This window comes from Georgenia satyanarayanai (genome assembly GCF_009193135.1).
Classification (GTDB): Bacteria; Actinomycetota; Actinomycetes; order Actinomycetales; family Actinomycetaceae; genus Oceanitalea; species Oceanitalea satyanarayanai.
The window spans coordinates 35,520-59,377 of sequence record NZ_VUKC01000016.1; the positions used below are offsets into that span (position 1 = coordinate 35,520).

Consider the following 23,858-nt stretch of genomic DNA (forward strand, 5'->3'; position numbering starts at 1 on the left):
TTGGCCGGTATGGACAGCGAGGGAGGCGGCGACGGTCGCCCACCGACGATCTACGACGTCGCGAAGGTCGCCGGCGTGGCCCCCTCGACGGTGTCGCGTGCGCTGGCCCGGCCCGGGCGCGTGAGCGCGGCGACGGCGGAGAAGGTCCGTGCGGCCGCCGCGTCGCTCGGCTACCGGCGATCGTCGGTGGCGCCCGTCCTCAGCGCGGTCAACACGCGGATGCTCGCCATGGTCGTCGCCGACATCGGCAACCCGCTCTTCGTCGACGTCATCCGGGGCGCCGAGGCCGCCGCGGAGGCGGCCGGCTACACGATGCTCCTCTTCGACGCCCAGGAGTCCTACCTGCGCGAGCGGGACGCCGCCGACACGTTCCTCGGCGCCGTCGACGGGCTCGTCCTCACCAGCCCCCGCCTCTCGGACTCCGGCATCCGGGCGATCGCCAAGCAGCGGCCGGTCATCGTGCTCAACCGCGTCGTCAGCGGGCTGCCGAGCGTGCTCACCGACGGCGCCCGCGGGGTGCGGCGGGCGGCCGAGCACCTCGGGCAGCTCGGGCACCGGGAGATCACCTACGTCGCGGGTCCCGAGGCGTCGTGGGCCGACGGCGTCCGGTGGCGCGGCCTGGAGGAGGCCGGCCTGGAGCTGGAGCTGCGGACCCGCCGCATCGGGCCCAACTCCCCGACGGTCGAGGGCGGGGCCAAGGCGGCGCGCCGGTGGGCGCAGAACCCCACCACCGCCGTCGTCGCCTTCAACGACGTCATGGCCGTCGGCTTCGTCCGGGGGCTGCGCGCCCTGGGGGTGTCGGTCCCCGGCGACGTGAGCGTCGTCGGCTTCGACAACAGCCGCACCGGCGCGCTCACCGTCCCCGCGCTCACCTCGGTCGCCTCGCCGCTCTCGCTCCAGGGGGCCACGGCGGTGCGCAACCTCATCGCGATCATCGGGGGCGCGCGCTCGAGCGAGCAGCCCGTCGTGCTGCCGGTCAAGCTCGTCGCCCGGGACTCCACCGCCCGCGTGGGCAGGGGCCGGCTCATGCGGTCCTGAGTCGGTGGCAACTGGTGGACACCACTGCGGGCGGGCGTGGGCCTGCCGCCATACTGGGGGCCGTAGCGTCACCAAGCCGCCGATGAAAGGACCAGCACGTGACTGACAACAAGGCGACTGCCTCCGCGCAGATCGGAGTCATCGGACTCGCTGTCATGGGCAGCAACCTCGCCCGCAACCTGGCACGTCACGGCCACACCGTGGCCCTGTACAACCGCACCTCGGCCAAGACCGAGGAGCTGGTCGCGGCGCACGGCGACGAGGGTGCCTTCGTCCCGTCGCGGGAGCTGGAGGACTTCGTCGCCAGCCTTGAGCGTCCCCGCAAGATGATCATCATGGTCAAGGCCGGCGGCCCGACCGACGCCGTCATCGAGTCCCTCATCCCGCTCCTGGAGGAGGGGGACATCATCGTCGACGGCGGCAACGCCCACTACGAGGACACCCGCCGCCGGGAGGCCTACCTGCGCGACCAGGGCCTGCACTTCGTCGGTGCCGGCATCTCCGGCGGCGAGGAGGGCGCGCTCAACGGCCCGAGCATCATGCCCGGTGGCCCCGCCGAGTCCTACGTGACCCTCGGCCCGATCCTCGAGGACATCTCCGCCAAGGTCGACGGTGAGCCCTGCTGCGTCCACATCGGCCCCGACGGCGCCGGCCACTTCGTCAAGATGGTGCACAACGGCATCGAGTACGCCGACATGCAGTTCATCGCCGAGGCCTACGACGTCCTGCGCGCCGCCGGCTTCGAGGCCGCCGAGCTCGCCGAGGTCTTCAGCGAGTGGAACACCGGCGACCTCGACTCCTACCTCATCGAGATCACCGCCGAGGTGCTCCGGCACGTCGACGCCGAGACCGGCCGTCCGTTCGTCGACGTCGTCGCCGACGCCGCCGCCCAGAAGGGCACCGGGCAGTGGACGGTGCAGATCGCCCTCCAGCTCGGCGTGCCGGTCAACACGATCGCCGAGTCCGTCTTCGCCCGCTCCACCTCCGGCCACGGCGCGCTGCGCGAGGCCTCCCGCGCCGCCCTGCAGGGACCCGCCGCCACCGGTGTCGACACCGCCGCCCGCGCCGAGCTCGTCGAGAACGTGCGACAGGCGCTGTGGTCCTCCAAGGTCGTCGCCTACGCCCAAGGCCTGGACCAGATCCGCACGGCCTCGGAGGAGTTCGGCTGGGACATCGACATCGCCGAGGTCGCCAAGATCTGGCGTGCCGGCTGCATCATCCGCGCCCGCCTCCTCGAGCGCATCCGCTCGGAGTACGCCGCGCACGACCTCACCACCCTGCTCGAGGCGCCCTCGGTGGCGTCCGGGCTCGAGGCGAGCCAGGCCGGGTGGCGGGCGGCCGTGAGCCACGCCATCGCCAACGGTGTGCCGGTGCCCGGCTTCTCTGCCGCCCTGGCCTACTACGACACCGTGCGGGCCGAGCGCCTGCCCGCGTCCCTCGTCCAGGGGCTGCGCGACTTCTTCGGCGCGCACACGTACAACCGCGTCGACCGCCCCGGTGTCTTCCACACCGAGTGGTCCGGCGACCGCAGCGAGACCGCGCAGGGCTAGCCCCCACGCACGCCTCCTCACGGCCCCGTCGAGCACCGGCTCGGCGGGGCCGTCGGCGTCCGCGCCCCCGACTGGTTCGGGCAGGCGGCAACATCCGGCAACTCTTCGTCGGGTGTTGCACGCCACAGCGACGATCAGGCCACGGCCGAGGGGCGCGGTGACGCGCCGTCGTCGGCCGGGTCGCGCCCTGCGCGACGTCCCGTCGATGACGACACCGTCAACGACGACGTGAACATGAGGAGGAAGAATGTCACGAAGCCCACGTGTGGGGCTGCGGACCGCGGTGGCCGTCGCCGCAGCGGCGCCGCTGGCGCTGACGCTGACCGTCGGTGCGGGAGCGGCGACCGTGCCGGCGCCCGCAGACCCCGAACAGCCGGAGCTCGGGAGCCGCGTCACGGACATCATCGAGGTCGACGGTTACGAGTTCCGCGACCTCAGCAAGGACGGTGAGCTCGACGCGTACGAGGACTGGCGCCGGCCCGTCGACGAGCGCGTCGCCGACCTGGTCGCGCAGATGGAGCTCGACGAGAAGGCCGGGCTCATGCTCATCGACACGCTCAACGCGGCGTGCATCGACGGCGTGCGCGGCGCGGTGCCGGAGTCGGCGGACAGCTTCGTCAACACCCAGCACATGCACCGGTTCGTCTTCCGCAACACGGTGACCGGCCCGGAGGACGCGCAGTGCGGCAGCTCGGGCGGCGGCTTCCAGGCCTCCACCTCCGTGACGCCCGCCGAGGCGGCCGGGTTCACCAACGCGGTGCAGGAGATGAGCGAGGCCACCCGCCTCGGCATCCCGGCCCTGTTCAAGTCGAACGCCCGCAACCACATCGACCCCGACGCCCGCGCCGGCATCAACGAGTCGGCCGGTGCCTTCAGCGCCTTCCCCAAGGAGGCCGGCATCGCGGCCGCGGCGCTCGGGGAGGAGGCGCTCGCGACCGGTGCGGACCCGACGACGGGTGACATGTCCGTCGTCGAGGACTTCGCCGGTGTCATGGGCGAGGAGTGGGCCTCCATCGGGCTGCGCGGCATGTACGGCTACATGGCCGACCTGTCGACCGAGCCGCGCTGGTACCGCACCCACGAGACCTTCACCGAGGACGCCGAGCACGCGGCCGCGATCATGGAGACCCTCGTCCGGACGCTGCAGGGCCCCGTCGTCGACACCAACGACAACGGCCTGGCGCTGAGCCCGGAGACGCGCGTGGCCCTCACGCTCAAGCACTTCCCGGGTGGTGGCCCCCAGGAGCTGGGTCTCGACCCGCACTACTCCTTCGGCAAGGCGCAGGTCTACCCGGGCGGCTTCTTCGCGGAGCACATGCTGCCCTTCGAGGCCGCGATCGACGCCGGCGTCTCCTCGATCATGCCGTACTACGGCGTGCCCGTGGACGTCCCGGAGGTCGGCAACGAGAGCGAGGACTACCCGCTCACCGGCTTCGCGTTCTCCGACTCCATCGTCAACGGCCTGCTGCGTGAGCAGCTCGGCTTCGGCGGCTACGTCAACTCCGACACCGGCATCATCAACGACCGCGCGTGGGGCCTCGAGGGCAGCACCGTGCCCGAGCGCGTCGCCGCGGCCGTCAACGGTGGCACCGACACCCTGTCCGGCTTCAACAACGTCCAGACGATCATCGACCTCGTCGAGGACGGCCTGGTGACCGAGGAGCGCGTGGACCTCGCGGCCGAGCGCCTGCTCGAGCCGATGTTCCTCATGGGCCTGTTCGAGAACCCCTACGTCGACCCGGACGTCGCCACCGCGACGATCGGCTCGGCCGCCAACCGCGAGGTGGGGCTGGACCTGCAGCGCAAGTCGCTCGTCCTGCTCGAGAACGAGGAGACCGAGGACGGCCCCGTGCTGCCCCTCGCGGACGGCTCCGACGTCTACATCCTGGGTGACTTCACCGAGGAGACGGTGGCCGCCCGCGGCTACGGCGTCACCAACGGCAACGTCGAGGAGGGCGAGACCCGCCCGAGCGCCGCGGACAGCGACTACGTCCTCATCTCGATGACGGCCCGCACGAACGCCGGGGACTACGTGAGCAACAGCCCCGACTTCGGTCTCGACCCGGAGCACGGCGTCAACCCGAGCGCCATCGAGGGCATCCCCAACCTCGACGGGAACAGCCCGTGGGGCGCGGCGGACAACTGTGTCCACAACGCCGCCGGCGAGGAGGACCCCTCCTGCACCGACAACGGCCTGCGCTTCGGCGGCTCCTACCCGTGGGAGTCGAGCATCCTCGACTTCTCCGGCATGGAGGAGGCCGAGTCGTGGGAGGTCGTGCCCTCGCTCGACACCATCCAGCAGGTCATGGCCGAGGTCGACGACCCGAGCAAGGTCATCCTCCACGTCTACTTCCGCCAGCCCTACGTGCTGGACGAGGAGAGCGGCCTGCGCGACGCCGGCGCCGTCCTGGCGGGCTTCGGCATGAGCGACACCGCCCTGCTCGACGTCCTGTCCGGGGACTACGCCCCCCAGGGCAGGATGCCCTTCGCCCTCGCCGGCACCCGCGAGGCGATCATCGAGCAGCAGAGCGACACCCCGGGCTACGAGGAGACCACCGACGGGGCCCTGTACCCCTTCGGCTACGGCCTCACCTACGCCGCGGACGTCGAGGAGCCGACGACGCCGGAGCCGGAGCCCACGACGCCGGCCCCCGAGCCGACGACGCCGGACGACGACGCCACCACGTCCCCGGCCGGGGACGACGACGGCGACGGCACCACGCCGCCGCCCGCGGCCGGATCCGACGACACCGCGGACGGCGACCTCGCCCGGACCGGTGCGCCGGTGACGGTGCTCGCGCTCGTCGCGGCGGCCGTCCTGCTGCTCGGCACGGCCCTGGTCCTCCAGCGCCGCTCCGGAGCCAGCAGGGGCTGACGCCGCCCGCCGGGAGCCGGACTCCTCGCTGGAGGGGTCCGGCTCTCGGTCAGCTGCTCAGGTGGCCTCGGCGTCGAAGGCGGCCCGGCCGGCCGGCCGGGCCTCACCCGCAGCGCGCGGGGCGGTCGACGGCGGCGCGTCCGCCAGGGCCTCCCGGACGATGCGCCGGGGGTCGTACTGGCGGGGGTCGAGGGCCGCGAGGTCGAGGTCGTCGAACTCCGGCCCCAGCTCCTCGCGCAGCCGCTCACCCCCCTGGGAGGCCAGCCGCCGGAGGGTGACGACGAGCGCCGCGAGCCGGCGGGCGTACTCGGGCAGACGCTCGGGGCCGACGAGGACGACGGCGAGGACGACGAGGACGAGCAGCTCGGCACCGTTGACAGGCATGGGACCTCAGGAGGGACGTCGTCGGGCGCGACGGCGGTCGTTCCACATCGCGATGCCGATGGCGCCGAAGAACAGCGCGCAGATCGGCAGCGCCATCGCGATCATCGACCAGGCGTCGGGCAGCGGGTTGGCGACGGCGGCGAAGAGGAACGCGCACAGCACGAGCCATCGCCAGCCCTTGAGCAGGGAGCGGCCCGTGACGACGCCGGCCGAGTTGAGGGCCACCATGACCACCGGCACGAGGAACGCCACACCGAAGACGAGCATGACCCGGGTGAAGAAGCTGAGGTAGGTGCGGGCGTCGATGAGGTTGACGGCGTCGTCGGGGGTGAAGGCCGTGAGGACGGTGACGGCGTTGGGCAGCACGAGCCAGCCGAGCGCACCGCCGGCGATGAACAGGACCGCGCCGGCCGCCCCGAACCCGACCGTCGAGCGGCGCTCCTTGCGGGTGAGCCCGGGGGAGACGAAGGCGAAGAGCTGCCACACCCACCAGGGGCTCGAGACGAACAGGCCGATGAACAGCGAGAGCCGGATGCGCATGTCGAAGGCGCCGCCGACGGTCCCGAAGTTGATGGCCGCGCCCTGGCCACGGTCGGCGATCGCCTCCATCGGGGCGTTGATCGCGGCGAAGAACCACGGGTAGAGGAACCACCCCGCGACAGCGCCGATGACGATGCCGAGCGCCGCGAGGAGGAAGCGGCGGCGCAGCTCGCGCAGGTGGTCGGCGAGCGGCATGCGCCCCTCCTCGGGGCGCCGTCGTGTCCGGGCGCGCGGAGACGTCATGACCATGGCAGCTTCCTCGGTTCGCGCGTCGCTAGGTCCTGCGGCGGTCGTCCCGGGCGGCGACGGGCTCGGCCGCGGGCGCGTGGGCGGCGGGCGGCACCGGGGCCGGCAGCGGCGCGGGCTCGTCGTCCGTGAGCTCCTTGACCTCCTTCTTGAAGATCTTGAGCGACTTGCCCACGCTCGCGGCGACGTCGGGCAGGCGCCGGGCCCCGAACAGGAGGAGGACGACGACGACGAGGACGACGATCGCCCACAGGCTGGGTGTTCTCATGGCTGCTCCACGGCTTCGTTGCTGAGAGTGGGCCGGTGACGCTTTTGCAGGCAGCGTTGCCGAACTCGTCAAAGGCCCTCCGGAACGAGGTCAGCGTCACAGAGCCGACCCCCGGTGTCAAGGGTCGGCAGCACGAACGGTCAGGTCAGCACCGCCGGCACGGGCCGAGCCGGGACCGGTCAGCCCGCGTGCAGCTCGGTGTCGCGGTTCTCGAGCTTCTCCCGGGTGGACCACAGGCCGGCGGACGGGGTGGAGATGAAGAAGACACGCTCGCCGTCGGGCATGGTGTTCCAGCCGTCCCTCATGACGGCCGGGTCGTAGCGGCGCAGCGCCTCCTCGACGTCCATGTACTGGTAGCCGACCGACTCGATCTCCTCCTTGCCGAGGTGACCGGGCGCGTAGGTGATTGTGAAGCGGCCCTCGGACGAGCCGTGGACGAGGTGCGCGGTGCCGTGGGGGATGTCCTGCATGTCGGCCTGCGTCTTGTACAGGTCCAGCGCCTCGGCCTGGGAGATGTACCCGTACCTGCGGACCAGCGCGTCGACCTCCGGCTGCTCCCCGAAGCGCTCGACGCCGGGGGCGATGACGAGCAGCTCACCGCCGTCGGCGAGCGCCATGCGGGTGCGGTAGACGGCCTTGTTCGCCACCCAGGTCGCCCGGAACTCGTCGGCCTGCATGACGGCGACGATCTTGTCGGCCGGCTCGTCGAAGAGCGTGAAGTTCTGCTCCCGGGAGGCGCGGGCGGCGTCGTAGTACGTCTCGAGGTCGTCACCGACGTAGACGCCGGTGTGCGCGAGCTTCCCGTCGTCGTCGTAGTCCATGACGACCTGGAGGTAGACGTCGGGCAGGTCGGCGAGGAAGTGCTCCTCGGCGTAGTTGAAGCACGCCCGGACGGGGGTGAGGAGGTTGCCGAGGTTGTTCTCGATGCCGTACACGGCCGAGGCCATGTGCGAGGCGCCGAGCAGCCGCTTGCCGCCGAGCCCGATGAAGTAGTTCTTGTTGTGGTTGGCGAAGCCGAGCACCTCGTGGGGCACGACGTGCCCGACGTTGACGATGAGGTCCCACTGCTCGGTGACGAGCATGGTGTTGAGGTCGACCGGCATCTCCCAGTCGACCGCGCCCCCCGTCTGCTCACGGACGAAGTCCGCGGGCACCGTGCCGACGTTCGTCACGCCGTTCTTCCAGTCGTGGGCGTGGATGCGCTCCTCGGGGATGGAGCCGAACATCCACTCGTTGTCCTCGCGGGTGTGTGGGACGTGCTGCCCGAGCGTGGGGATGACGTGGACCTCCGTACCGGCGGCGTCGAGCCGGTGGTAGAGGTACTCGGTCATCCAGCCGGTGCCCGAGTGGGCCCGGGTGAGGTCCGGGGGCAGGAGCAGCACGCGCCGGTACTCGGCGATGCCCAGCCGCTCCTTCGCCTCGTCGAGCATCCGGTCGCACATCGCCTCGATCTGGGGCCGCGAGATGAAGCGGGCCTCCTCCTTGAACCACGTCATGGCTCGACGGTAGCCCCGGTCCGCACGATCGTCAGGTGCGGACCGCGATATTCCGCCGCGTGGTGGCAACGGCTGGCAACCGGGTGGCAAGGGCTGGCAACTTCATTGCCGAGGGCGGGGGGTGTCGCGACGATGGCGCCATGAGCGCTGACACGCAGGCGTCCCTCGACGTCCATCCCGACCGCCTCCTCCCGACACAGCCGGAGGTGCGGGACGTGGCTCGCCGGCTGTACGACGCGACCAAGGATCTGCCGATCATCTCGCCGCACAGCCACGTGCCCCCGCAGTGGCTCGTGGACAACGCGCCCTTCGCGGACCCTGCCTCGCTGCTCCTCACGCCCGACCACTACGTCCTGCGGATGCTCCACGCCAACGGCGCCGAGCTGAGCGACCTCGGGCGCGGGCCGGACGGGCCCGTCGAGCTGGACGAGGCCGCCGCCCGCAAGGCCTGGCGGATCCTCTGCGAGAACTACCACCTCTTCCGTGGCACTCCCGTGAAGTACTGGTTCGACACGACCTTCGTCGAGGTCTTCGGTATCGCCCAGGTGCCCAGCGCCGAGACCGCCGACGCGATCTACGACCAGATCGCCGAGGCCCTCGCCCGTCCCGAGTTCCTCCCGCGTGCGCTCTTCGAGCGCTTCGGCATCTCGGTGCTCGCCACCACGGACGACCCGCTGGACGACCTCGCCCCGCACCGCGCGCTCGCGGGGGACCCCACCTTCACCGGCCGCGTCATCCCGACCTTCCGGCCCGACCGCTTCCTCGAGCTCGCCCGCCCGGGCTGGGCCGACCTCGCCCGTCGGCTCGGCGAGGTCGCCGGCGTCGACACCGGCGACTACGCCGGGTACATCGCCGCCCTCGAGAATCGCCGCCGCTACTTCAAGGAGCACGGGGCGGTCTCCTCCGACCACTCCCACTTCGACGCGGGCACCGAGCCGCTCGCGCTCGCCGAGGCCGAGCGCATCTACGCCGCCGCGCTGCGCGGGGAGGCCACCGTGGAGGAGGGACGCGCCTTCCACCGCCACATGATGACCGAGACCGCCCGCATGGCGACCGAGGACGGCCTGGTCATGACGCTGCACCCGGCGGTGCGGCGCAACCACGACCCGGACAACGCCGAGCGCTACGGCGCCGACGCCGGCTCCGACATCCCGGTCTCCGTGGAGTTCACCGAGGCGCTGCGCCCGCTGCTGGCCCGCTACGGCAACCACCCCAACTTCACCCTCGTCGTGTTCACCATCGACGAGACGGTCTACTCCCGTGAGCTGGCCCCGATGGCGGGCTTCTACCGCTCGATGCACGTGGGTGTGCCGTGGTGGTTCATCGACGCGCCCGAGGCCATCCGCCGCTTCCGCGGGGCGGTGACCGAGACGGCCGGCTTCTACCGGACCTCCGGCTTCATCGACGACACCCGCGCGTTCCTGTCGATCCCCACGCGCCACGACATGTCGCGCCGGCTGGACGCCGCCTACCTCGCCGAGTTGGTCGCGCAGCACCGGCTCACCGAGGATGAGGCCCTGGCCACCGCCCACGACCTCGTGACGACGATCCCGAAGAAGGTGTTCAAGCTGTGAGCGAGCGACTCAGCCGCCGGCCCGACCAGGTGGCGCCGCCCGTCCGCGTCGCCCACCTCGGCCTGGGCAACTTCTTCCGCGCCCACCAGGCCTGGTACACGATGCACGCGGCCGACGGCGAGGACTGGGGCATCGCCGCGTTCACCGGACGCCGCCCGGACGCCGCACGCGCGCTCGCCCCGCAGGACGGGCTGTTCACGCTCGTCGTGCGTGGCCAGGAGGCGGACGAACTCGAGGTCGTCACCTCGGTGAGCGCCGTCCACGCGGCCGCCGACCACTCGGCGTGGCTTGAGTACCTGCGCGACCCCGCCGTCGCCGTCGTCACGACCACCGTCACGGAGGCCGGTTACCTGCGCGGCCCCGGCGGCGGGCTGGACTGCGACAACGCCGACGTCGTCGCCGACGTCGAGACCCTGCGGCGCGACCCGATCGCGCCGGTCACCACCGTGCCCGGCAAGCTCGTGGCCGGGCTCATCGCGCGCCAGGCGGCCGACGGGGGCCCGCTCACGCTGCTGCCGTGCGACAACCTGCCCGGCAACGGGGAGGTCGTCGGCCGTGTCGTGCGCGACCTGGCCGTGCTCATCGACCCGGACCTGGTGCCGTGGATCGACGAGAACGTCGACTTCGCGAGCTCGATGGTCGACCGCATCACCCCGGCCGTCGGCCCGGAGACCGCCGAGCTCGTCGAGCGTGAGCTCGGTGTCGTCGACGCCGCCCCGGTCGCCACCGAGCCGTTCGCCGAGTGGGTCGTCGCCGGGCGTTTCCCGGCCGGCCGCCCGCAGTGGGAGACTGCCGGCGTGACGCTGGTGGACGACGTGGAGCCCTACGAGCGCCGCAAGCTCCTCCTTCTCAACGGCGCCCACTCCCTCATGGCCTACGCCGGCCCGGTCCTCGGCCACGAGACCGTGGACCAGGCCTTCGCCGACGCGCAGGTCCGCGCCTGGGTCGAGCGCCTGTGGGACGACGCCGAGGCCAGCCTCGACGTCCCCGCGGAGGACGTCGCCGCCTACCGCGAGGCGCTGCGCGAGCGCTTCTCCAACCCGCGCATGCGCGACGTCCTCGGCCGCATCGCGGCGGACGGCTCGCAGAAGCTGCCGGTGCGCCACGTCCCGGTGCTGCGCACCGAGCGCGGTGCCGGGCGGCTGCCGGAGGGCGCCGTCGTCGCCGTCGCCGCCTGGGTGGCTCACCTGCGCGGCGCGGGGGTGCCGGTCCACGACGTCGCCGCCGAGCGGTGGCGCCAGCTGGCCGCCGGGGACGACGAGCAGGCCGTGCGCACCGTGCTCGGCGAGCTCGCCCCCGACCTGGCCGGCGACGACGAGCTGCGCGCCGCCGTCGTCGAGCGGCTCCGCACCTTCGAGTCGGGGACGGGGCGCTGAGCATGGGCGTCGTCATCGGCATCGACGTCGGCACGACGACCGCCAAGGTCATCGCCGTGGACACCGCCTCGGGCTGGCGCATCGCCGCCTTCCGTGAGTACCGGCTCGCCGAGCCGCAGCCCCGCTGGCAGGTGCAGGACCCGAAGATGGTGCTCGACGCCGTCGACGGCGCGCTGGCCGAGGTCGTCGCGGCCTGCGCGGGCAGCGCCATCGACGTCATCGGCGTCGGATCGGCGATGCACGGGCTCGTCGGTCTGGACGAGGACCTGCGGCCGGTCACCGACATCATCACGTGGGCGGACACGCGTGCCCACGCCGAGGCGGCCGAGCTGCGCGCCGCGGGCCGCGGGCGCGAGCTCCTCCACCTCTCGGGCACCCCGGTCCACCCGATGAGCCCGCTGGTCAAGCTCATGTGGTTCGCCCGGCACGACCAGCCCACCGCCTCCCGCGCGCACCGCTGGATCGGGCTCAAGGACCTCGTCCTGCTCCACCTCACCGGCCGGGTCGTCACCGAGCTGTCCACCGCCTCGGCCTCCGGGCTGCTCGACCTGTCCACCCGCACGTGGGCCGACTCCTCCCTCGAGCTGGCCGGGGTGCGCCGCGAGCAGCTGCCCGAGGTGCTCCCGACGACGGCGCTGCTCGAGCTGTCCCGCGAGGCGGGCGGCCGCGTCGGCCTGCCCGCGGGGATCCCCGTCAACACGGGTGCGACCGACGGCCCGCTCGGCAACCTCGGCACCGGGGCGATCGAGCCCGGGATCGCCGGCCTGTCGATGGGCACGAGCGGCGCGGTGCGGACCGTCGTCGAGGAGCCCAAGCTCGACGAGGACGGGCGCCTGTTCTGCTACGCCCTGACGGACGACGCGTGGGTGGTCGGCGCGGCGATCAGCAACGGGGGAGTGGTGGCCCGCTGGGCGGGTGAGGTGTACGCCCCCGACGTGCCCGCCGGGCCGCTGCGCGACATCCAGGTCATGGCCATGGCCAGCGCCGTCCCGGCCGGCAGCGACGGTCTCATCATGCTGCCGTACCTCCTCGGCGAGCGGGCCCCGCTGTGGGACCCCGAGCTCACCGGCTCCTACCTCGGGGTGCGGCACGCCCACGGGCGGGGCCACTTCATCCGCGCGGCGATCGAGGGCGTGGCGCTGCAGATGTCGAGCCTCGTCGACGTCCTCGACACCGTCACGCCCGTCACCGAGGTGCGGTGCACCGGCGGGGTGTTCCGTGCGGACCTGTGGCGCCAGGTCATGGCGGCGACCATCGGCCGTCCGCTGGTCCCGACGGACGACGCCGAGGGCTCGGCGCTCGGCTCGGCGATCCTCGCGCTGTACGCCACCCGCCAGGTCGACTCCCTCGCGGCCGGGCTCGAGCTGCTCAGCCCGGCCGGGGAGGTCGCCGACCCGATCGGCGTCTCCGAGGCGGACCGCCTCACCTACTCCGGCCTCCGCGCCCGAGCGGCCCACCTCCTCGGCGCCTACGACGAGCTCCAGTCCTACCTGGAGACGCTAGAAACCCAACCCCGCCTCTAGCCCCCCGCCGCCGCCGCCCCCGCCCCCCCCACAACCTGCGCAATTGGTCGGTTGACTGACGGTTATCGCGTCCGGCGCGTCGGTCAGCCGACCAATTGCGTAAGTTCGGGGGGTGTCAGGGGAGGGGCCAAGTGTGGACCGGGGCGCCGCCGTGCATCGCACGGACGTAGTCCGCGAGCATGAGGTGCAGGGCGTCGCGGCGGTCCTTGCCGCGCGCCTCGTAGGCCTTGACGGCCTCCACCTGCCAGGTGGCGCCGTTGCGCCGCAGGCGGGCGCGCGCCTCGATGATGTCGAGGTACTTCCCCGCGACCGGGCCGTCGACGCCGAGCCGCTCCAGGCCGCGTGCGGCCATCGGCAGCAGCGTGTCGAGGACCAGCTCGGTGCCGGACACCTCACCGAGACCCGGCCAGTACAGCCGGGCGTCGATGCCGTAGCGGGCGGCTGCCCCGAAGTTCTCCCGCGCCGCGTCGAAGGACATCCGTGACCACAGCGGCCGCTCGTCGGTGACGAGCTCGACGACCATCCCGTAGAAGAAGGCCGCGTTGGCGAGGGTGTCGACGACGCTCGGCCCGGCGGGCAGCACCCGGTTCTCCACCCGCAGGTGCGGGCGGCCGTCCTGGACGTCGTAGATGGGCCGGTTCCACCGGTAGACCGTCCCGTTGTGCAGCCGTAGCTCGGCCAGCGACGGCGTGCCCCCGGCCGCGAGGACGGCGGCCGGGTCCTCGTCGCTGCTCACGGGCAGCAGCGCGGGGAAGTAGCGGACGTTCTCCTCGAAGAGGTCGAAGATCGACGTGATCCACCGGTCCCCGAAGAACACCCGCGGCCGCACCCCCTGGTTGCGCAGCTCGACCGAGCGGGTGTCGGTCGCCTGGAGGAACGTCTCCACACGCGTCTCGGCCTGGAGGTGGTGGCCGAAGAGGAAGGGCGAGTTGGCGCCCATGACGAGCTGGGGGCCGGCGAGCAGCTGCGAGGCGTTCCAGTAGTCGGCGTAGCGCCGGGGGGTCACCTGGAGGTGGAGCTGGGTGGAGGTGCACGCGGCCTCGGCGATGATCGAGTCCATCGTCAGTGACAGCGGCTCCGGGCCGCCGATGCGTAGCGTGATGTCCTCGCGCCGCGAGTTCATGATCGCCTCGTCCAGCGCGACGTAGCGGTCGCTGTCGGTGAACCAGCCGCGCCCGGCGGGCGGCGCCGGCAGGGTCGGCAGGATCCCCACCATGACGAGCTCGGCGCCGGCGTCCCCGGCGCGGTCCCGTGCGCGGTTGAGGTTGCGCCGCAGCGCCGCCTCGAGCTGCTCGAGGGACTGGCCGTCGATGCGCCGCGGCTCGACGTTGAGCTCGATGGTGAACTTGCCCAGCTCGGTCTGGTAGAGCGGGTCGGCGATGCGCTCGAGCACCTCGGCGTTGCGGTGGAAGGGCCGCATGTCCGGGCCGGCGAGGCCGAGCTCGATCTCCAGCCCGGTGCGCCACTCGTCCTCGACGAAGACGCCCGCGTCGAGCATCGCCTCGAGCGTGTCCAGGCACCGGCGGACCTTGGCGCGGTACTTCGCGTGGTCCGCGCGCGTGAAGGTCGTCCCGGAGATGTCCTCGCCCACGCCTGCACCCTTCTCTCGACGTCGCTGGTGAGCGAACCACAAGACGCGCCGCTCGGCACGTGCTCGCCGCTGAGCGACAATGGTGGGGATGGACGACGACGAGCAGGGCGGGACGCCCCGGCAGCGGTGGCCGTGGTGGCACCGGCAGACGACGACGACGCGACGCGTCATCCGCACCAGCCTCCTTCTCCTCGCCACGGCGCTCGTCTCCGGTGTCGTCGGCGTGCTCACCGCCTCGACCGACTCCTCCCTCGGCCCGCACGTCGCCCACTACGAGATCACCGCCCAGCACGAGATCGTCGTCGACCTCGGACCGCTCGGCGCGGTCCTCGTCGACTCCCCGATGCCGTGGCCCCTCGGCGTCGAGGTCGTGGTCCAGGAGATCCCGGCCGAGCTGGCGGCCGTGCCGGCCAGCCCCGCCACCGGCCTGGCCGGTGACCTCGCCGCCTACGCGCAGGTCGTGTCCCACCCCGACGCCGTCATCGCCGACGCCGTCGCCGCCCTGGTCCGAGACGCCCTGGGCCGCGCGGCGATCGTCGCAGGGTCCGTCCTCCTCGTCGTCGCCGGAGCGCGGCTCGCCTCCCGCGGCCTGCTGCGCCGCGAGGTCGCCCACGCGCTGCGCCGTCCGGGAGTGGCGCCGCTCGCCGCCGTCGTCGTCGTCGCGCTCGTCGCGGTGCCCACGGCCATGACCGTGCGCGACCGTCCCGCGCCGGGGACGACCATCGGTGCGCTCGCCGGCACGCCGATGGAGAACCTGCGGATGACCGGCCGGATGGCCCAGATCATCGACACCTACGGGGGCTACCTCGTGGAGGCCTACGAGGAGAACGAGGCCTTCTACGCCTCGGTCACCGAGAACCTCGAGGCCGCCTACGCCCAGGACCGTGCGCCCACCCGTCCGCCCGGCATCCCGATCGTGAGCCCTGCACCGACCGACACCGCCACGGACGACGCTGCCCCCGCCGACGCCTCCACCGGCACGGACGCCCCCGCTGGCGACGACGCCGCGACCGGCACGGACGCCCCCGCTGGCGACGACGCCGTGACCGGCGACGACGTCCCCACCGACGCCCCCACCGGCGCCGACGCCCCCACCGACGACGCCACCGCCGCCCCCGCCGCGGACACGGCCACCGCACCGCCCGCGCGGGTGGAGCCGGTGACCTTCCTGCTCGTCAGCGACCTCCACTGCAACGTCGGGATGGCCTCGGTCATCGCGACCGCCGCCCGGCTGAGCGGGGCGAGCGCGCTCCTCGACGCGGGCGACACCGTGATGAGCGGCACGGCGGTTGAGTCCTACTGCGTCAACGCCTTCGCCGGCGAGATTCCCGACGACGTCCCCATGGTCGTGTCCACCGGGAACCACGACTCCGTCATCACCGCGGAGCAGATGCGCGACGCCGGGTACGTCGTCCTTGGTGGGGACGTCGTCGAGATCGAGGGCGTGCGCATCCTCGGTGACACCGACCCCACGCTCACCGCCGTGGGTGAGGGCACCCGGCCCGAGCGTGACGAGTCGGTGCCGGAGATGGGGGAGCGGCTCGCCGAGGAGGCCTGCTCCGCCGACCGGGCCGACCTCCTCCTCGTCCACGACCCCCGCGCCGCACTGCCCGCACTCGAGCAGGGCTGCGTGCCGCTCGCACTGTCGGGACACTGGCACCGGCGCGTGGGGCCCGAGGTCCACGGCGCCGGCACGCGGTACGTCAGCGCGAGCACCGCCGGCGCGTCCGGCGGCGCGACCGTCGGGCCGCTCAACGGCCCCGCGGAGATGACCGTGCTACGGGTCGACGCGGCCAGTGGCCGCCCCCTCGACTACCGGGTGGTCACGGTCGGCACCGACACCACCGTCGCGCTGGGGCGCTGGTACCGCTTCCCCGACCCTGCTGACTCGGTGACCGTGAGCGGCGATACTGGGACGACCGGGCCCAGCGAGGACCCGACCGACGCGGGGCAGACCGCGGGAACGGAGCGCAGATGAGCCAGCAGCAGCGGGCAGGGGACGTCACCGCGGACGACGACGCCCTCACCGACGACGAGCTCCTCGCCGAGGAGGAGGCCCTCGCTGCCCTCGACCCCGCCCGTCCCACCGAGCACCAGCTCGCCGGCGGTGGCAACCGCGGCCTGGCCTGGCTCCTCACCATCGGTGGTGCGCTCGGCACGTGGGCCTCGGTCATGCTCATCCTGTCCACGCAGAAGCTCCTGCGTGACCCGGACGCCGCGCTCGGCTGTGACATCAACCCCCTCATCGGCTGCGGGAAGTTCGTCCTGTCGTGGCAGGCGTCGGTGCTCGGCCCGCCCAACGCCGTCCTCGGGACGATCGGTTTCGCGGTCGTCACCGCCACCGGCGTCGCGCTCCTCGGCGGTGGCCGGCTCCCGCGCGTCTACTGGGTGCTCCTCATGGCCGGCTCCGTCCTCGCCGCCGTGTGGATCACGTGGTTCCAGTACCAGGCCTTCACCAACCTGCGCGGCCTGTGCCCCTACTGCCTCGTCGTGTGGGCGGTGACGATCCCGATCGTCGTCAACGTCTGGGCCCGCGGCCTCCAGGGCCGCCACCTGCCTGCCCCCGAGGGCCTGCGACGCTTCCTCGTCCAGGACCGCGCCCTGGTCATCACGGTGTGGTACGCCGTCGTCCTCCTCCTCATCGGCGTCGTCTTCTGGGACCAGTGGATGCTGATCCTGTGAGTCAGCTGCCCACCTCGAACGTCACCCAGGACTACCTCAAGGCGATCTACGCCGCGGTGGAGTGGGGCGGGCCCGCCACGAGCGTCAGCGCGCTGGCAGCCCGGATGGGGGTCTCGGCGTCCACCGCCTCGGAGACCGTCCGGCGCCTCGCGGACGAGGGCCTGGTCCACCACGAGCGGTACGGCGGCATCTCCCTCACCGGCCGCGGCCGGCAGGCGGCGCTGGCGATGGTGCGCCGTCACCGCCTCATCGAGACGCTCCTCGTCGAGCACCTCGGTTACGGCTGGGACGAGGTCCACGACGAGGCGGAGGTCCTCGAGCACGCTGTCTCCGACCTCCTCGTCGAGCGGATCGACCGGCTCCTCGGACACCCCGTCCGCGACCCGCACGGCGACCCCATCCCCACGGTGGGTGGGGAGGTCACCCTGCCGCCCACCCGTCCGCTCGCGCAGACCCCGGCGGGGGAGGGCGGCCGGGTCGTGCGGATCTCCGACGCCGAGCCACAGGTGCTGCGCCACCTCGCCGAGGTCGGGGTGAGCCTGGACGCGCACGTCGCCGTCGTCGAGGCCCGGCCCTACGTCGGGACGACGCTCTTCACCGTCACCCCGCCCGGGGAGTCCGAGGGGGACGCGGTCGAGCTCGGCGACCCCGCCGTCGCCGCCGTGTGGGTCACCGCCTGAGCCGTCAGAGGTGGCGCTGGGCGGTGCGCAGCTTGTGCGCCAGGTGCTGCAGGGTGCGCAGCTCGTCCTCGTCGAGCGCCCCACCGACGTAGCGGCGGATCGAGCGCACGTGGTGGCGACCGATCTCCCGCTGCAGCCGCAGCCCCTCCTCGGTGAGCGCGACGACGACGCCGCGGGCGTCACCCGGCACCGCCCGCCGCTCGAGGAGCCCCCGGGCACTGAGGCGGTCGACCATGCGGCTGAGGCTGGGCTGGGACAGGAGGATGAGCGCGGCCAGGTCGCGCATCCGCATCGCCCGGTTCTCACCGAGGCTGAGCTGGAAGAGGACGTCGTACTCCCGCGAGGTGAGCGGGGCGAAGTCGTCGCCGGCCTCGAAGCGCCGCATGAGGGTCACCTGGGCCCGGAAGAGCTCCTCCCACGCCTCGGCGGCCGTCCGCGTGGAGGTTCCGCGCTCGTCCTGTGCTGGCACCTGCTCCCTTTCGTCCCACCGATCGTAGTGGTCGATACGCTGGCGCCATGAGCACCGTCTTCAGCAGGATCATCGCCGGGGAGATCCCCGGACGTTTCGTCTGGGCCGACGACGAGTGCGTCGCCTTCACCACCATCGCCCCCGTCACGGACGGCCACGTGCTCGTCGTCCCACGTCAGGAGGTGGATCAGCTGACCGACGCACCGGACGGGCTCGTCGCCCACCTCGCGGTCGTCGCGGCCACGATCGGGCGCGCGCAGCGGGCGGCGTGGGACGCGCCACGCGCCGCCGTCATGGTGGCCGGTTTCGAGGTGCCGCACCTGCACGTGCATGTGCTGCCGGCGTGGGACGAGACTGCGCTGCGCCTGGACCGCGCCCGCCAGGACGTGGCACCGGAGGAGCTCGACGCCGCCGCGGAGCGGCTGCGCGAGGCGCTGCGCGAGGCCGGGCACGGCGCGCGCGTGCCCCGCTCGCTCACCTCCTCCGAGCTCTGAGCGGCGCGCCTCAGGCCAGCAGCTCGCGGACGTCGGCCGCGGACAACGGGGCCGAGGCGGCGGTGGTCCCCCCGGCGAGGACCCGCCCGGCGAGCTCCCGCTTGCGCTCGGCCAGGGCCATGACCTTCTCCTCGATCGTCCCCTCGGCGACCATCCGGTAGACCATGACGGTGCGGTCCTGCCCGATGCGGTGCGTGCGGTCGATCGCCTGCTCCTCCACCGCGGGGTTCCACCACGGGTCGAGCATGAAGCAGTAGTCCGCCTCGGTGAGGTTGAGCCCCACCCCGCCGGCCTTGAGCGAGATGAGGAAGACCGGCGCCTGCCCCTCCTTGAACTCCCGGATGCGCGCGGCGCGGCCCCGGGTGCTGCCGTCGAGGTAGCAGTAGTCGATGCCCTGCTGCTCGAGCCGCTCCCGCACGAGCCCGAGGTACCCGGTGAACTGGCTGAAGACGAGCGCCCGGTGGCCCTCGGAGACGAGCTCGGCGAGCTGCTCGAGGAACGCCTCGGCCTTGCTCGAGCCCACGCCCTCGTAGTCCGGGTCGACGAGCCCGGGCGCCAGGGCGAGCTGCCGCAGCAGCGTGAGGGACCGGAAGATCGTGAAGCGGTTCTTGTCCATGTCGTCGACGAGGCCGAGGATCTTGCGGCGCTCCCGGGCCAGGTGGGTGTCGTAGATCTTCCGGTGTCGCGCGGTCAGCGGGACGGTGAGGACCTGCTCCTGCTTGGGGGGCAGCTCCTGGGCCACCTCCTCCTTGGTGCGACGGCGGATGAAGGGCCGGGTGCGGCGGCGCAGCCGGTCCAGGGCGGCGGAGTCGCGCTCCCGCTCGATGGGCGTGCGGTAGGCGACGGTGAAGTCGCGCGGGTCGGGGAAGAGGCCCGGCGCGGTGATGGACAGCAGCGCCCACAGGTCCATGAGGCTGTTCTCCAGCGGGGTGCCGGAGATCGCGAGCTTGACCGGCGCGGCGATCCTGCGCGCGCACACGTGGGTCTTGGCCTGGTGGTTCTTCACCATCTGCGCCTCGTCGAGGACGAGCACCGACCAGTCCAGCGCGTCGTAGGAGGGGAAGTCCAGCCGCAGCAGCGCGTATGAGGTGACGACGACGTCGGCCCCCGCCACGTGCTCGGCGAGCGGGACCCTGGCCTTGGCGGCGGTCTGCTCGACCGTCTGCACGCTGAGCTCGGGGGTGAAGCGGGCCGCCTCGCTCGCCCAGCCGCCCACCACCGAGGTGGGGGCGACGACGAGCACGGGCGCGTCGAGCCGGCCGGTCTCCTTGGCGCGCTGGACGGCGGCGAGGGTCTGCAGGGTCTTGCCCAGGCCCATGTCGTCGGCGAGGATCCCGCCCAGCCCGGCGTCCCAGAGGGTTGAGATCCACTCGTAGCCCTCGCGCTGGTAGGAGCGCAGCTCGGCGCGCAGCCCGGTGGGGAGGGCGACCTCCCCGGGCGGGGGGCCGGAGACGAGCGCCTCGACCGTGCGCCGCCACCGCTCGCTCTGCTCGGCGACGACACCGAGCGTGACGAGCTCCTGCCACAGGTCGGCCTGGTAGGCGGTGACCCGCAGCGTGCCGGACTCCTCGTCGTGGAGCCCGCCCGCCTCGGTGATGAGCTCGCGCAGCTGGTCGAGCTCGGGCCGGTCGAGGCTGACGTAGCTCCCGGACGGGAGGAAGAGGTGACGCTCGCCCGTGGCCAGGGCGCGGAAGAGGTGGCCGAAGGGCACCGGCTCGCCCTCGAGCTCGACGGCCACCTCGAGGTCGAACCAGTCACCCTGGGGGGAGTCGGTGGCGGTGAGCGAGATGGTCGGTGCGGCGTCGACGTGCCGGTAGTCGGGCACCTCACCGCTCACCTCGACGACGACGGCGGGGTTCGCGTGGCGCAACCGGTCCAGGCCCTCCTCGGTGAACCGGGCGGCGTCGAGCCGGCTCAGCTCGGCGACCGGCGCGGGGCCCGGCGAGGGCGGCGGCGCCGCGAGCTGGGGGAGGTCGGCGGGCAGCTCGAGACCGGCGAGCAGGCGACGCTCGCTCGCGTGGTCGCGCACCCACTCGGGCGAGGGAGCGGCGTCGTCGTCGGTACCGACGGGCAGGTCGACGACCGTGTCCCCGGCCTGGTACCGGAAGGACCAGGCGAGGCGGACGACGAACCCGGGCAGGTGCTCGACGGCGAGGACGAGGACGGGGGCGAGGACCTCGGGCAGGGCGACGGCGTCGTCGGGGGAGCGCACGGGCAGCAGCCGGCGCAGCCGCGGGTAGAAGTCGCGGCGGAACCGGTCGACGCCGTCGGGCGGGATGTGGAGCGGCTCGCCGGTGACGAGCTCGGAGGCGCCCAGCGGGAGCGGGCGGGCGAGCGGGGCGAGGACGAGGCCGCCGTCGCTCACGGCCACCCCGTGCACCGGGTGGCCGACGAAGGCGACGGCGTGCGCCCCGACCGTGCGCCCGGCCACGCGGACCGACGGGGCCACGCGCACACCGTCCTGGATCGGGTGGGCGGTGACGTCGAGCGTGACGTCGGCCGGCGTGCTGCTGAGCGTGACCTCGCCCTTGACGCTGCGGTGGGGCACGAGCGCGACGCCGGCGTCGACCACCTGCTGCAGCAACGGCCACACGGCCGGGCCCAGCTCGTCGAGGAAGACGTGGGTGCCGTAGGCGTGGGGGTGGGAGGCGATGAGCGCGCGCAGCGCCTCGGCGTGGGCCGGGACGTAGCGGCTCCACGTCCAGCGCACGGTCTGCCAGCTCACGCCGGTGCGCACCCACTGGCCCTTGGCGCCGGGCGTCACCGGTGCCATGCGCACCCGGGCGGCGCTCCGCCCGGCCGCCGCCGCGGCGGCGCCGCGTGCGACGACGCGCTCGAGCTGGAGCCCGAGCGGGTCCCCGCTGCCGGAGCCGGCGTCGGTGACGGCGTCGTCCAGGGCGCGCTCCCAGGCGGGACGCACGCCGTGGACGCTCGCCTCCCGGGCCGCGACGACGACGGCGACCCCGTGCTTGCAACCCACCCGCACCGGGCAGGTGCAGTGGACCGAGACCTGCGCGCCGGGGTAGAGGACGACGAAGCACTGGTAGGAGGCGCCGGCGCTGCCGCGGACCGTGGCGAACAGGGCCCGCTCGTCCGGGTCGACGTGGAGGCGCTGGACCATCCCGCGCCGGGCGTAGTCGGTGCCGCGCTCGACCGTGCCGTGGTCGAACCACTGCCCGAGGGTGGCGTGGTCCGGGAGCGTGAGGTTCTGCAGCGCCCGCACGTCGCTCTCGGTCAGGTCCACCCGCCTACGGTAACCGCGGCCCCCGACACTCAGATGCTGCGCCTCATCATCCTGATCCCCACCGTGAGGCCGACCGCCGCGAGCACCGCGGCCGCCAGTGCGCCCTGCCACACCGCGGCCTCCCCGAGCTGCCCGTTGAACAGCGCGCGCTCGGCCTCCACGAGGTAGGTGAGCGGGTTGAGCTGGGCGAGCACCTGCATCCACCGCGGTGCCGCCTCCAGCGGCAGCAGCATCCCCGAGAGGATCATGAGCGGGAAGATGAGCGCCTGCTGGACCGCCCAGAACATCCAGTCCCGCTCCCGGGCGGCGATGCCGAGGGAGTAGCTGAGCGCACCAAGGCCGATCCCGAAGGCCGCGAGCACGACGAGCCCGAGCGCCATCCCCGGCAGGTGGGGCCGGAAGCCGAAGATCGCGGCGACGAGCGTGATGACGACCGCCTGCACGGCCAGGGGCACCATCTCCTTGAGCGCCCGGCCCACCATGAGCGCCGAGCGCGCGACGGGCGTGACGAGCATCCGTTCGTGGGAGCCGGACTGGAGCTCGAAGAGGAGGTTGGACCCGGCCATCGCGGTGCCGAAGAGCGTGCTCATGACGATGATGCCCGGGACGAACCACTGGAAGGACTCGGCGAGCGGCAGGCCCGTCATCCCGCTGAGCAGCGGGCCGAAGAAGGCGAGGAAGACGAGGGGCTGGAGCAGGGAGAAGATGACGCTGAAGGGGTCGCGCAGCACCGGCCACAGCTCACGGACCAGGACGTTGCGGGTGTCGGTGACGACGGTGCTCACTGGGGGCCTCCGGGGGTGAGGGCGGGCTGGGCTGGGGTGTCGGCGTCGGCGGTGACCTGCTCCTCGCGCAGGCTGCGACCGGTCAGCCGGAGGAAGACGTCGTCGAGGGTGGGCTGGTGGAGCTCGGCGGCAAGGACCCGGTGGCCACCCGCCGCGAGGTCGGCGAGAAGTCCCGGCAGCACCCGGTCGCCGTGGTCGACGACGACGGCGTACCGCACCGCCGCGCCCTCCGGCGCCGCGACGGGCGTCTGCTCGACGTCGTCGCCGCGGGCGGCGACGCGGCGCAGGGTGGCGAGGGCGCCGGCGTCGGGGTGGGTGCCCACGACGGTGAGGACGATGCGGTCCCCGGCGAGGTTCGCCTTGAGCCGGGCGGAGGTGTCGTCGGCGATGAGCCGGCCCTGGTCGACGATCATCACCCGCTCGGCGAAGCGGTCCGCCTCGTCGAGGTAGTGGGTGGTGAGGAGCAGCGTCATGCCGTAGCGCTCGCGCAGCGTGAGGATGTGGTCCCACAGGTGGGACCGGGACTGCGGGTCCAGGCCGGTGGACGGCTCGTCGAGGAAGAGGAGCCGCGGGGCGGGGACGAGGCCCAGGGCGATGTCGACGCGCCTGCGCTGGCCGCCGGAGAGAGTCATCGTCGTGCGGGTCGCGAGCTCGGTGAGGCCGAGGATCTCCATGAGCTCGTCGGCACGCCGGCGCCGCTCGACGCGGCCCAGCCCGTAGAAGGCGCCCTGGGAGACGAGCTCGTCGCGGACCCGGTAGTACTGGGCCGCGCCGTTCTTCTGGCCGATGTAGCCGATGGACCGACGCACGTCGGCCTGCTGCCTCGTGATGTCGAAGCCGCACACGGTGGCCTGGCCGCTCGTGGGCGGCAGGAGCGTGGTGAGCATGCGCAAGGACGTCGACTTGCCGGCCCCGTTCGGCCCGAGGAAGGCGGTGAGGGAGCCGGGCTCGACGTCCATCGTGAGGTCGCTGACCGCGACGACCTCCTCACCGCCCTTGCGGTGGAAGGTCTTGGTGAGCCCCTGGGTGCTGATGATCGGAGT

The 23,858-nt window shown here is 73.0% G+C and carries 19 protein-coding genes; 10 read left to right on the top strand and 9 right to left on the bottom strand.

Annotation, left to right across the window (positions count from 1 at the left end):
* Positions 1–9: 9 nt before the first annotated feature.
* The 3 genes from GD632_RS13850 to GD632_RS13860 all read left to right on the top strand — a co-directional run bounded on the left by GD632_RS13850 (position 10) and on the right by GD632_RS13860 (position 5,463).
* Positions 10–1,038, top strand: coding sequence for a LacI family DNA-binding transcriptional regulator (locus tag GD632_RS13850; RefSeq protein ID WP_152192806.1), 1,029 nt, complete (start codon positions 10–12; stop codon positions 1,036–1,038).
* A gap of 98 nt (positions 1,039–1,136) precedes the next feature.
* Positions 1,137–2,588, top strand: coding sequence for an NADP-dependent phosphogluconate dehydrogenase (gndA, locus tag GD632_RS13855; protein WP_226924879.1), 1,452 nt, complete (start codon positions 1,137–1,139; stop codon positions 2,586–2,588).
* Between the two features lie 247 nt (positions 2,589–2,835).
* Complete coding sequence (locus GD632_RS13860) at positions 2,836–5,463, top strand: glycoside hydrolase family 3 protein (RefSeq protein ID WP_152192807.1); 2,628 nt, start codon at positions 2,836–2,838, stop codon at positions 5,461–5,463.
* 57 nt (positions 5,464–5,520) lie between these two features.
* On the opposite strand, the gene GD632_RS13865 is transcribed toward GD632_RS13860, so the two are convergent.
* From GD632_RS13865 to GD632_RS13880, 4 genes are all read right to left on the bottom strand, one after another.
* Positions 5,521–5,847: a Sec-independent protein translocase family protein gene (locus GD632_RS13865; protein ID WP_152192808.1), complete on the bottom strand. Its 327-nt coding sequence runs from the start codon at positions 5,845–5,847 to the stop codon at positions 5,521–5,523.
* Positions 5,848–5,853: 6 nt separating this feature from the next.
* Entirely contained in the window at positions 5,854–6,582 is a 729-nt protein-coding gene (gene tatC, locus GD632_RS13870) for a twin-arginine translocase subunit TatC (protein WP_152192809.1), read from the bottom strand.
* A gap of 79 nt (positions 6,583–6,661) precedes the next feature.
* Positions 6,662–6,901 (bottom strand): twin-arginine translocase TatA/TatE family subunit, encoded by a 240-nt coding sequence (tatA, locus tag GD632_RS13875; RefSeq protein WP_152192810.1) that lies wholly within the window; start codon positions 6,899–6,901, stop codon positions 6,662–6,664.
* 179 nt (positions 6,902–7,080) lie between these two features.
* Positions 7,081–8,397 carry a lactate racemase domain-containing protein gene (locus GD632_RS13880; protein WP_152192811.1) on the bottom strand — a complete coding sequence of 439 codons (1,317 nt, stop codon included), beginning with the start codon at positions 8,395–8,397 and terminating at the stop codon, positions 7,081–7,083.
* Between the two features lie 140 nt (positions 8,398–8,537).
* Between GD632_RS13880 and uxaC the strand changes: the two genes are divergently transcribed.
* The 3 genes from uxaC to GD632_RS13895 are packed head-to-tail and all read left to right on the top strand — an operon-like array spanning position 8,538 to position 12,870.
* Complete coding sequence (gene uxaC, locus GD632_RS13885) at positions 8,538–9,971, top strand: glucuronate isomerase (RefSeq protein ID WP_152192812.1); 1,434 nt, start codon at positions 8,538–8,540, stop codon at positions 9,969–9,971.
* Entirely contained in the window at positions 9,968–11,347 is a 1,380-nt protein-coding gene (locus GD632_RS13890) for a mannitol dehydrogenase family protein (RefSeq protein ID WP_152192813.1), read from the top strand. Before uxaC ends, GD632_RS13890 begins: the two co-directional genes overlap by 4 nt.
* A gap of 2 nt (positions 11,348–11,349) precedes the next feature.
* Complete coding sequence (locus GD632_RS13895) at positions 11,350–12,870, top strand: gluconokinase (protein ID WP_226924880.1); 1,521 nt, start codon at positions 11,350–11,352, stop codon at positions 12,868–12,870.
* Between the two features lie 115 nt (positions 12,871–12,985).
* Here GD632_RS13895 and GD632_RS13900 read toward each other — a convergent pair whose 3' ends face one another.
* A complete protein-coding gene (locus GD632_RS13900) occupies positions 12,986–14,461 on the bottom strand; it encodes a glutamate--cysteine ligase family protein (RefSeq protein ID WP_152192814.1) in 1,476 nt (491 codons plus the stop codon).
* Positions 14,462–14,549: 88 nt separating this feature from the next.
* Between GD632_RS13900 and GD632_RS16060 the strand changes: the two genes are divergently transcribed.
* From GD632_RS16060 to GD632_RS13915, 3 genes are read left to right on the top strand one after another with little or no spacing between them, the layout of a single operon-like run.
* The gene (locus GD632_RS16060) at positions 14,550–16,439 is read left to right on the top strand and encodes a metallophosphoesterase family protein (RefSeq protein ID WP_193311490.1); all 1,890 of its coding nucleotides are present in this window, start codon (positions 14,550–14,552) and stop codon (positions 16,437–16,439) included.
* The gene (locus tag GD632_RS13910; protein ID WP_152192815.1) at positions 16,436–17,143 is read left to right on the top strand and encodes a vitamin K epoxide reductase family protein; all 708 of its coding nucleotides are present in this window, start codon (positions 16,436–16,438) and stop codon (positions 17,141–17,143) included. Before GD632_RS16060 ends, GD632_RS13910 begins: the two co-directional genes overlap by 4 nt.
* Complete coding sequence (locus GD632_RS13915) at positions 17,140–17,823, top strand: metal-dependent transcriptional regulator (protein WP_226924881.1); 684 nt, start codon at positions 17,140–17,142, stop codon at positions 17,821–17,823. Before GD632_RS13910 ends, GD632_RS13915 begins: the two co-directional genes overlap by 4 nt.
* A 4-nt stretch (positions 17,824–17,827) precedes the next feature.
* Here the strand turns inward: GD632_RS13915 and GD632_RS13920 are convergent, their stop codons facing one another.
* The gene (locus tag GD632_RS13920; RefSeq protein WP_226924882.1) at positions 17,828–18,292 is read right to left on the bottom strand and encodes a MarR family winged helix-turn-helix transcriptional regulator; all 465 of its coding nucleotides are present in this window, start codon (positions 18,290–18,292) and stop codon (positions 17,828–17,830) included.
* Positions 18,293–18,339: 47 nt separating this feature from the next.
* Here GD632_RS13920 and GD632_RS13925 point away from each other — a divergent pair, with 47 nt between their 5' ends.
* Positions 18,340–18,786 (top strand): HIT family protein, encoded by a 447-nt coding sequence (locus GD632_RS13925; RefSeq protein WP_152192817.1) that lies wholly within the window; start codon positions 18,340–18,342, stop codon positions 18,784–18,786.
* A 10-nt stretch (positions 18,787–18,796) separates the two neighbouring features.
* Here GD632_RS13925 and GD632_RS13930 read toward each other — a convergent pair whose 3' ends face one another.
* Genes GD632_RS13930 through GD632_RS13940 form a run of 3 tightly spaced genes read right to left on the bottom strand, consistent with a single transcriptional unit; the run spans position 18,797 to position 23,852 of the window.
* The gene (locus GD632_RS13930) at positions 18,797–22,030 is read right to left on the bottom strand and encodes a DEAD/DEAH box helicase (protein WP_152192818.1); all 3,234 of its coding nucleotides are present in this window, start codon (positions 22,028–22,030) and stop codon (positions 18,797–18,799) included.
* 29 nt (positions 22,031–22,059) lie between these two features.
* A complete protein-coding gene (locus GD632_RS13935; protein ID WP_152192819.1) occupies positions 22,060–22,815 on the bottom strand; it encodes an ABC transporter permease in 756 nt (251 codons plus the stop codon).
* A complete protein-coding gene (locus tag GD632_RS13940) occupies positions 22,812–23,852 on the bottom strand; it encodes an ATP-binding cassette domain-containing protein (protein WP_193311492.1) in 1,041 nt (346 codons plus the stop codon). Before GD632_RS13940 ends, GD632_RS13935 begins: the two co-directional genes overlap by 4 nt.
* Positions 23,853–23,858: the final 6 nt, after the last annotated feature.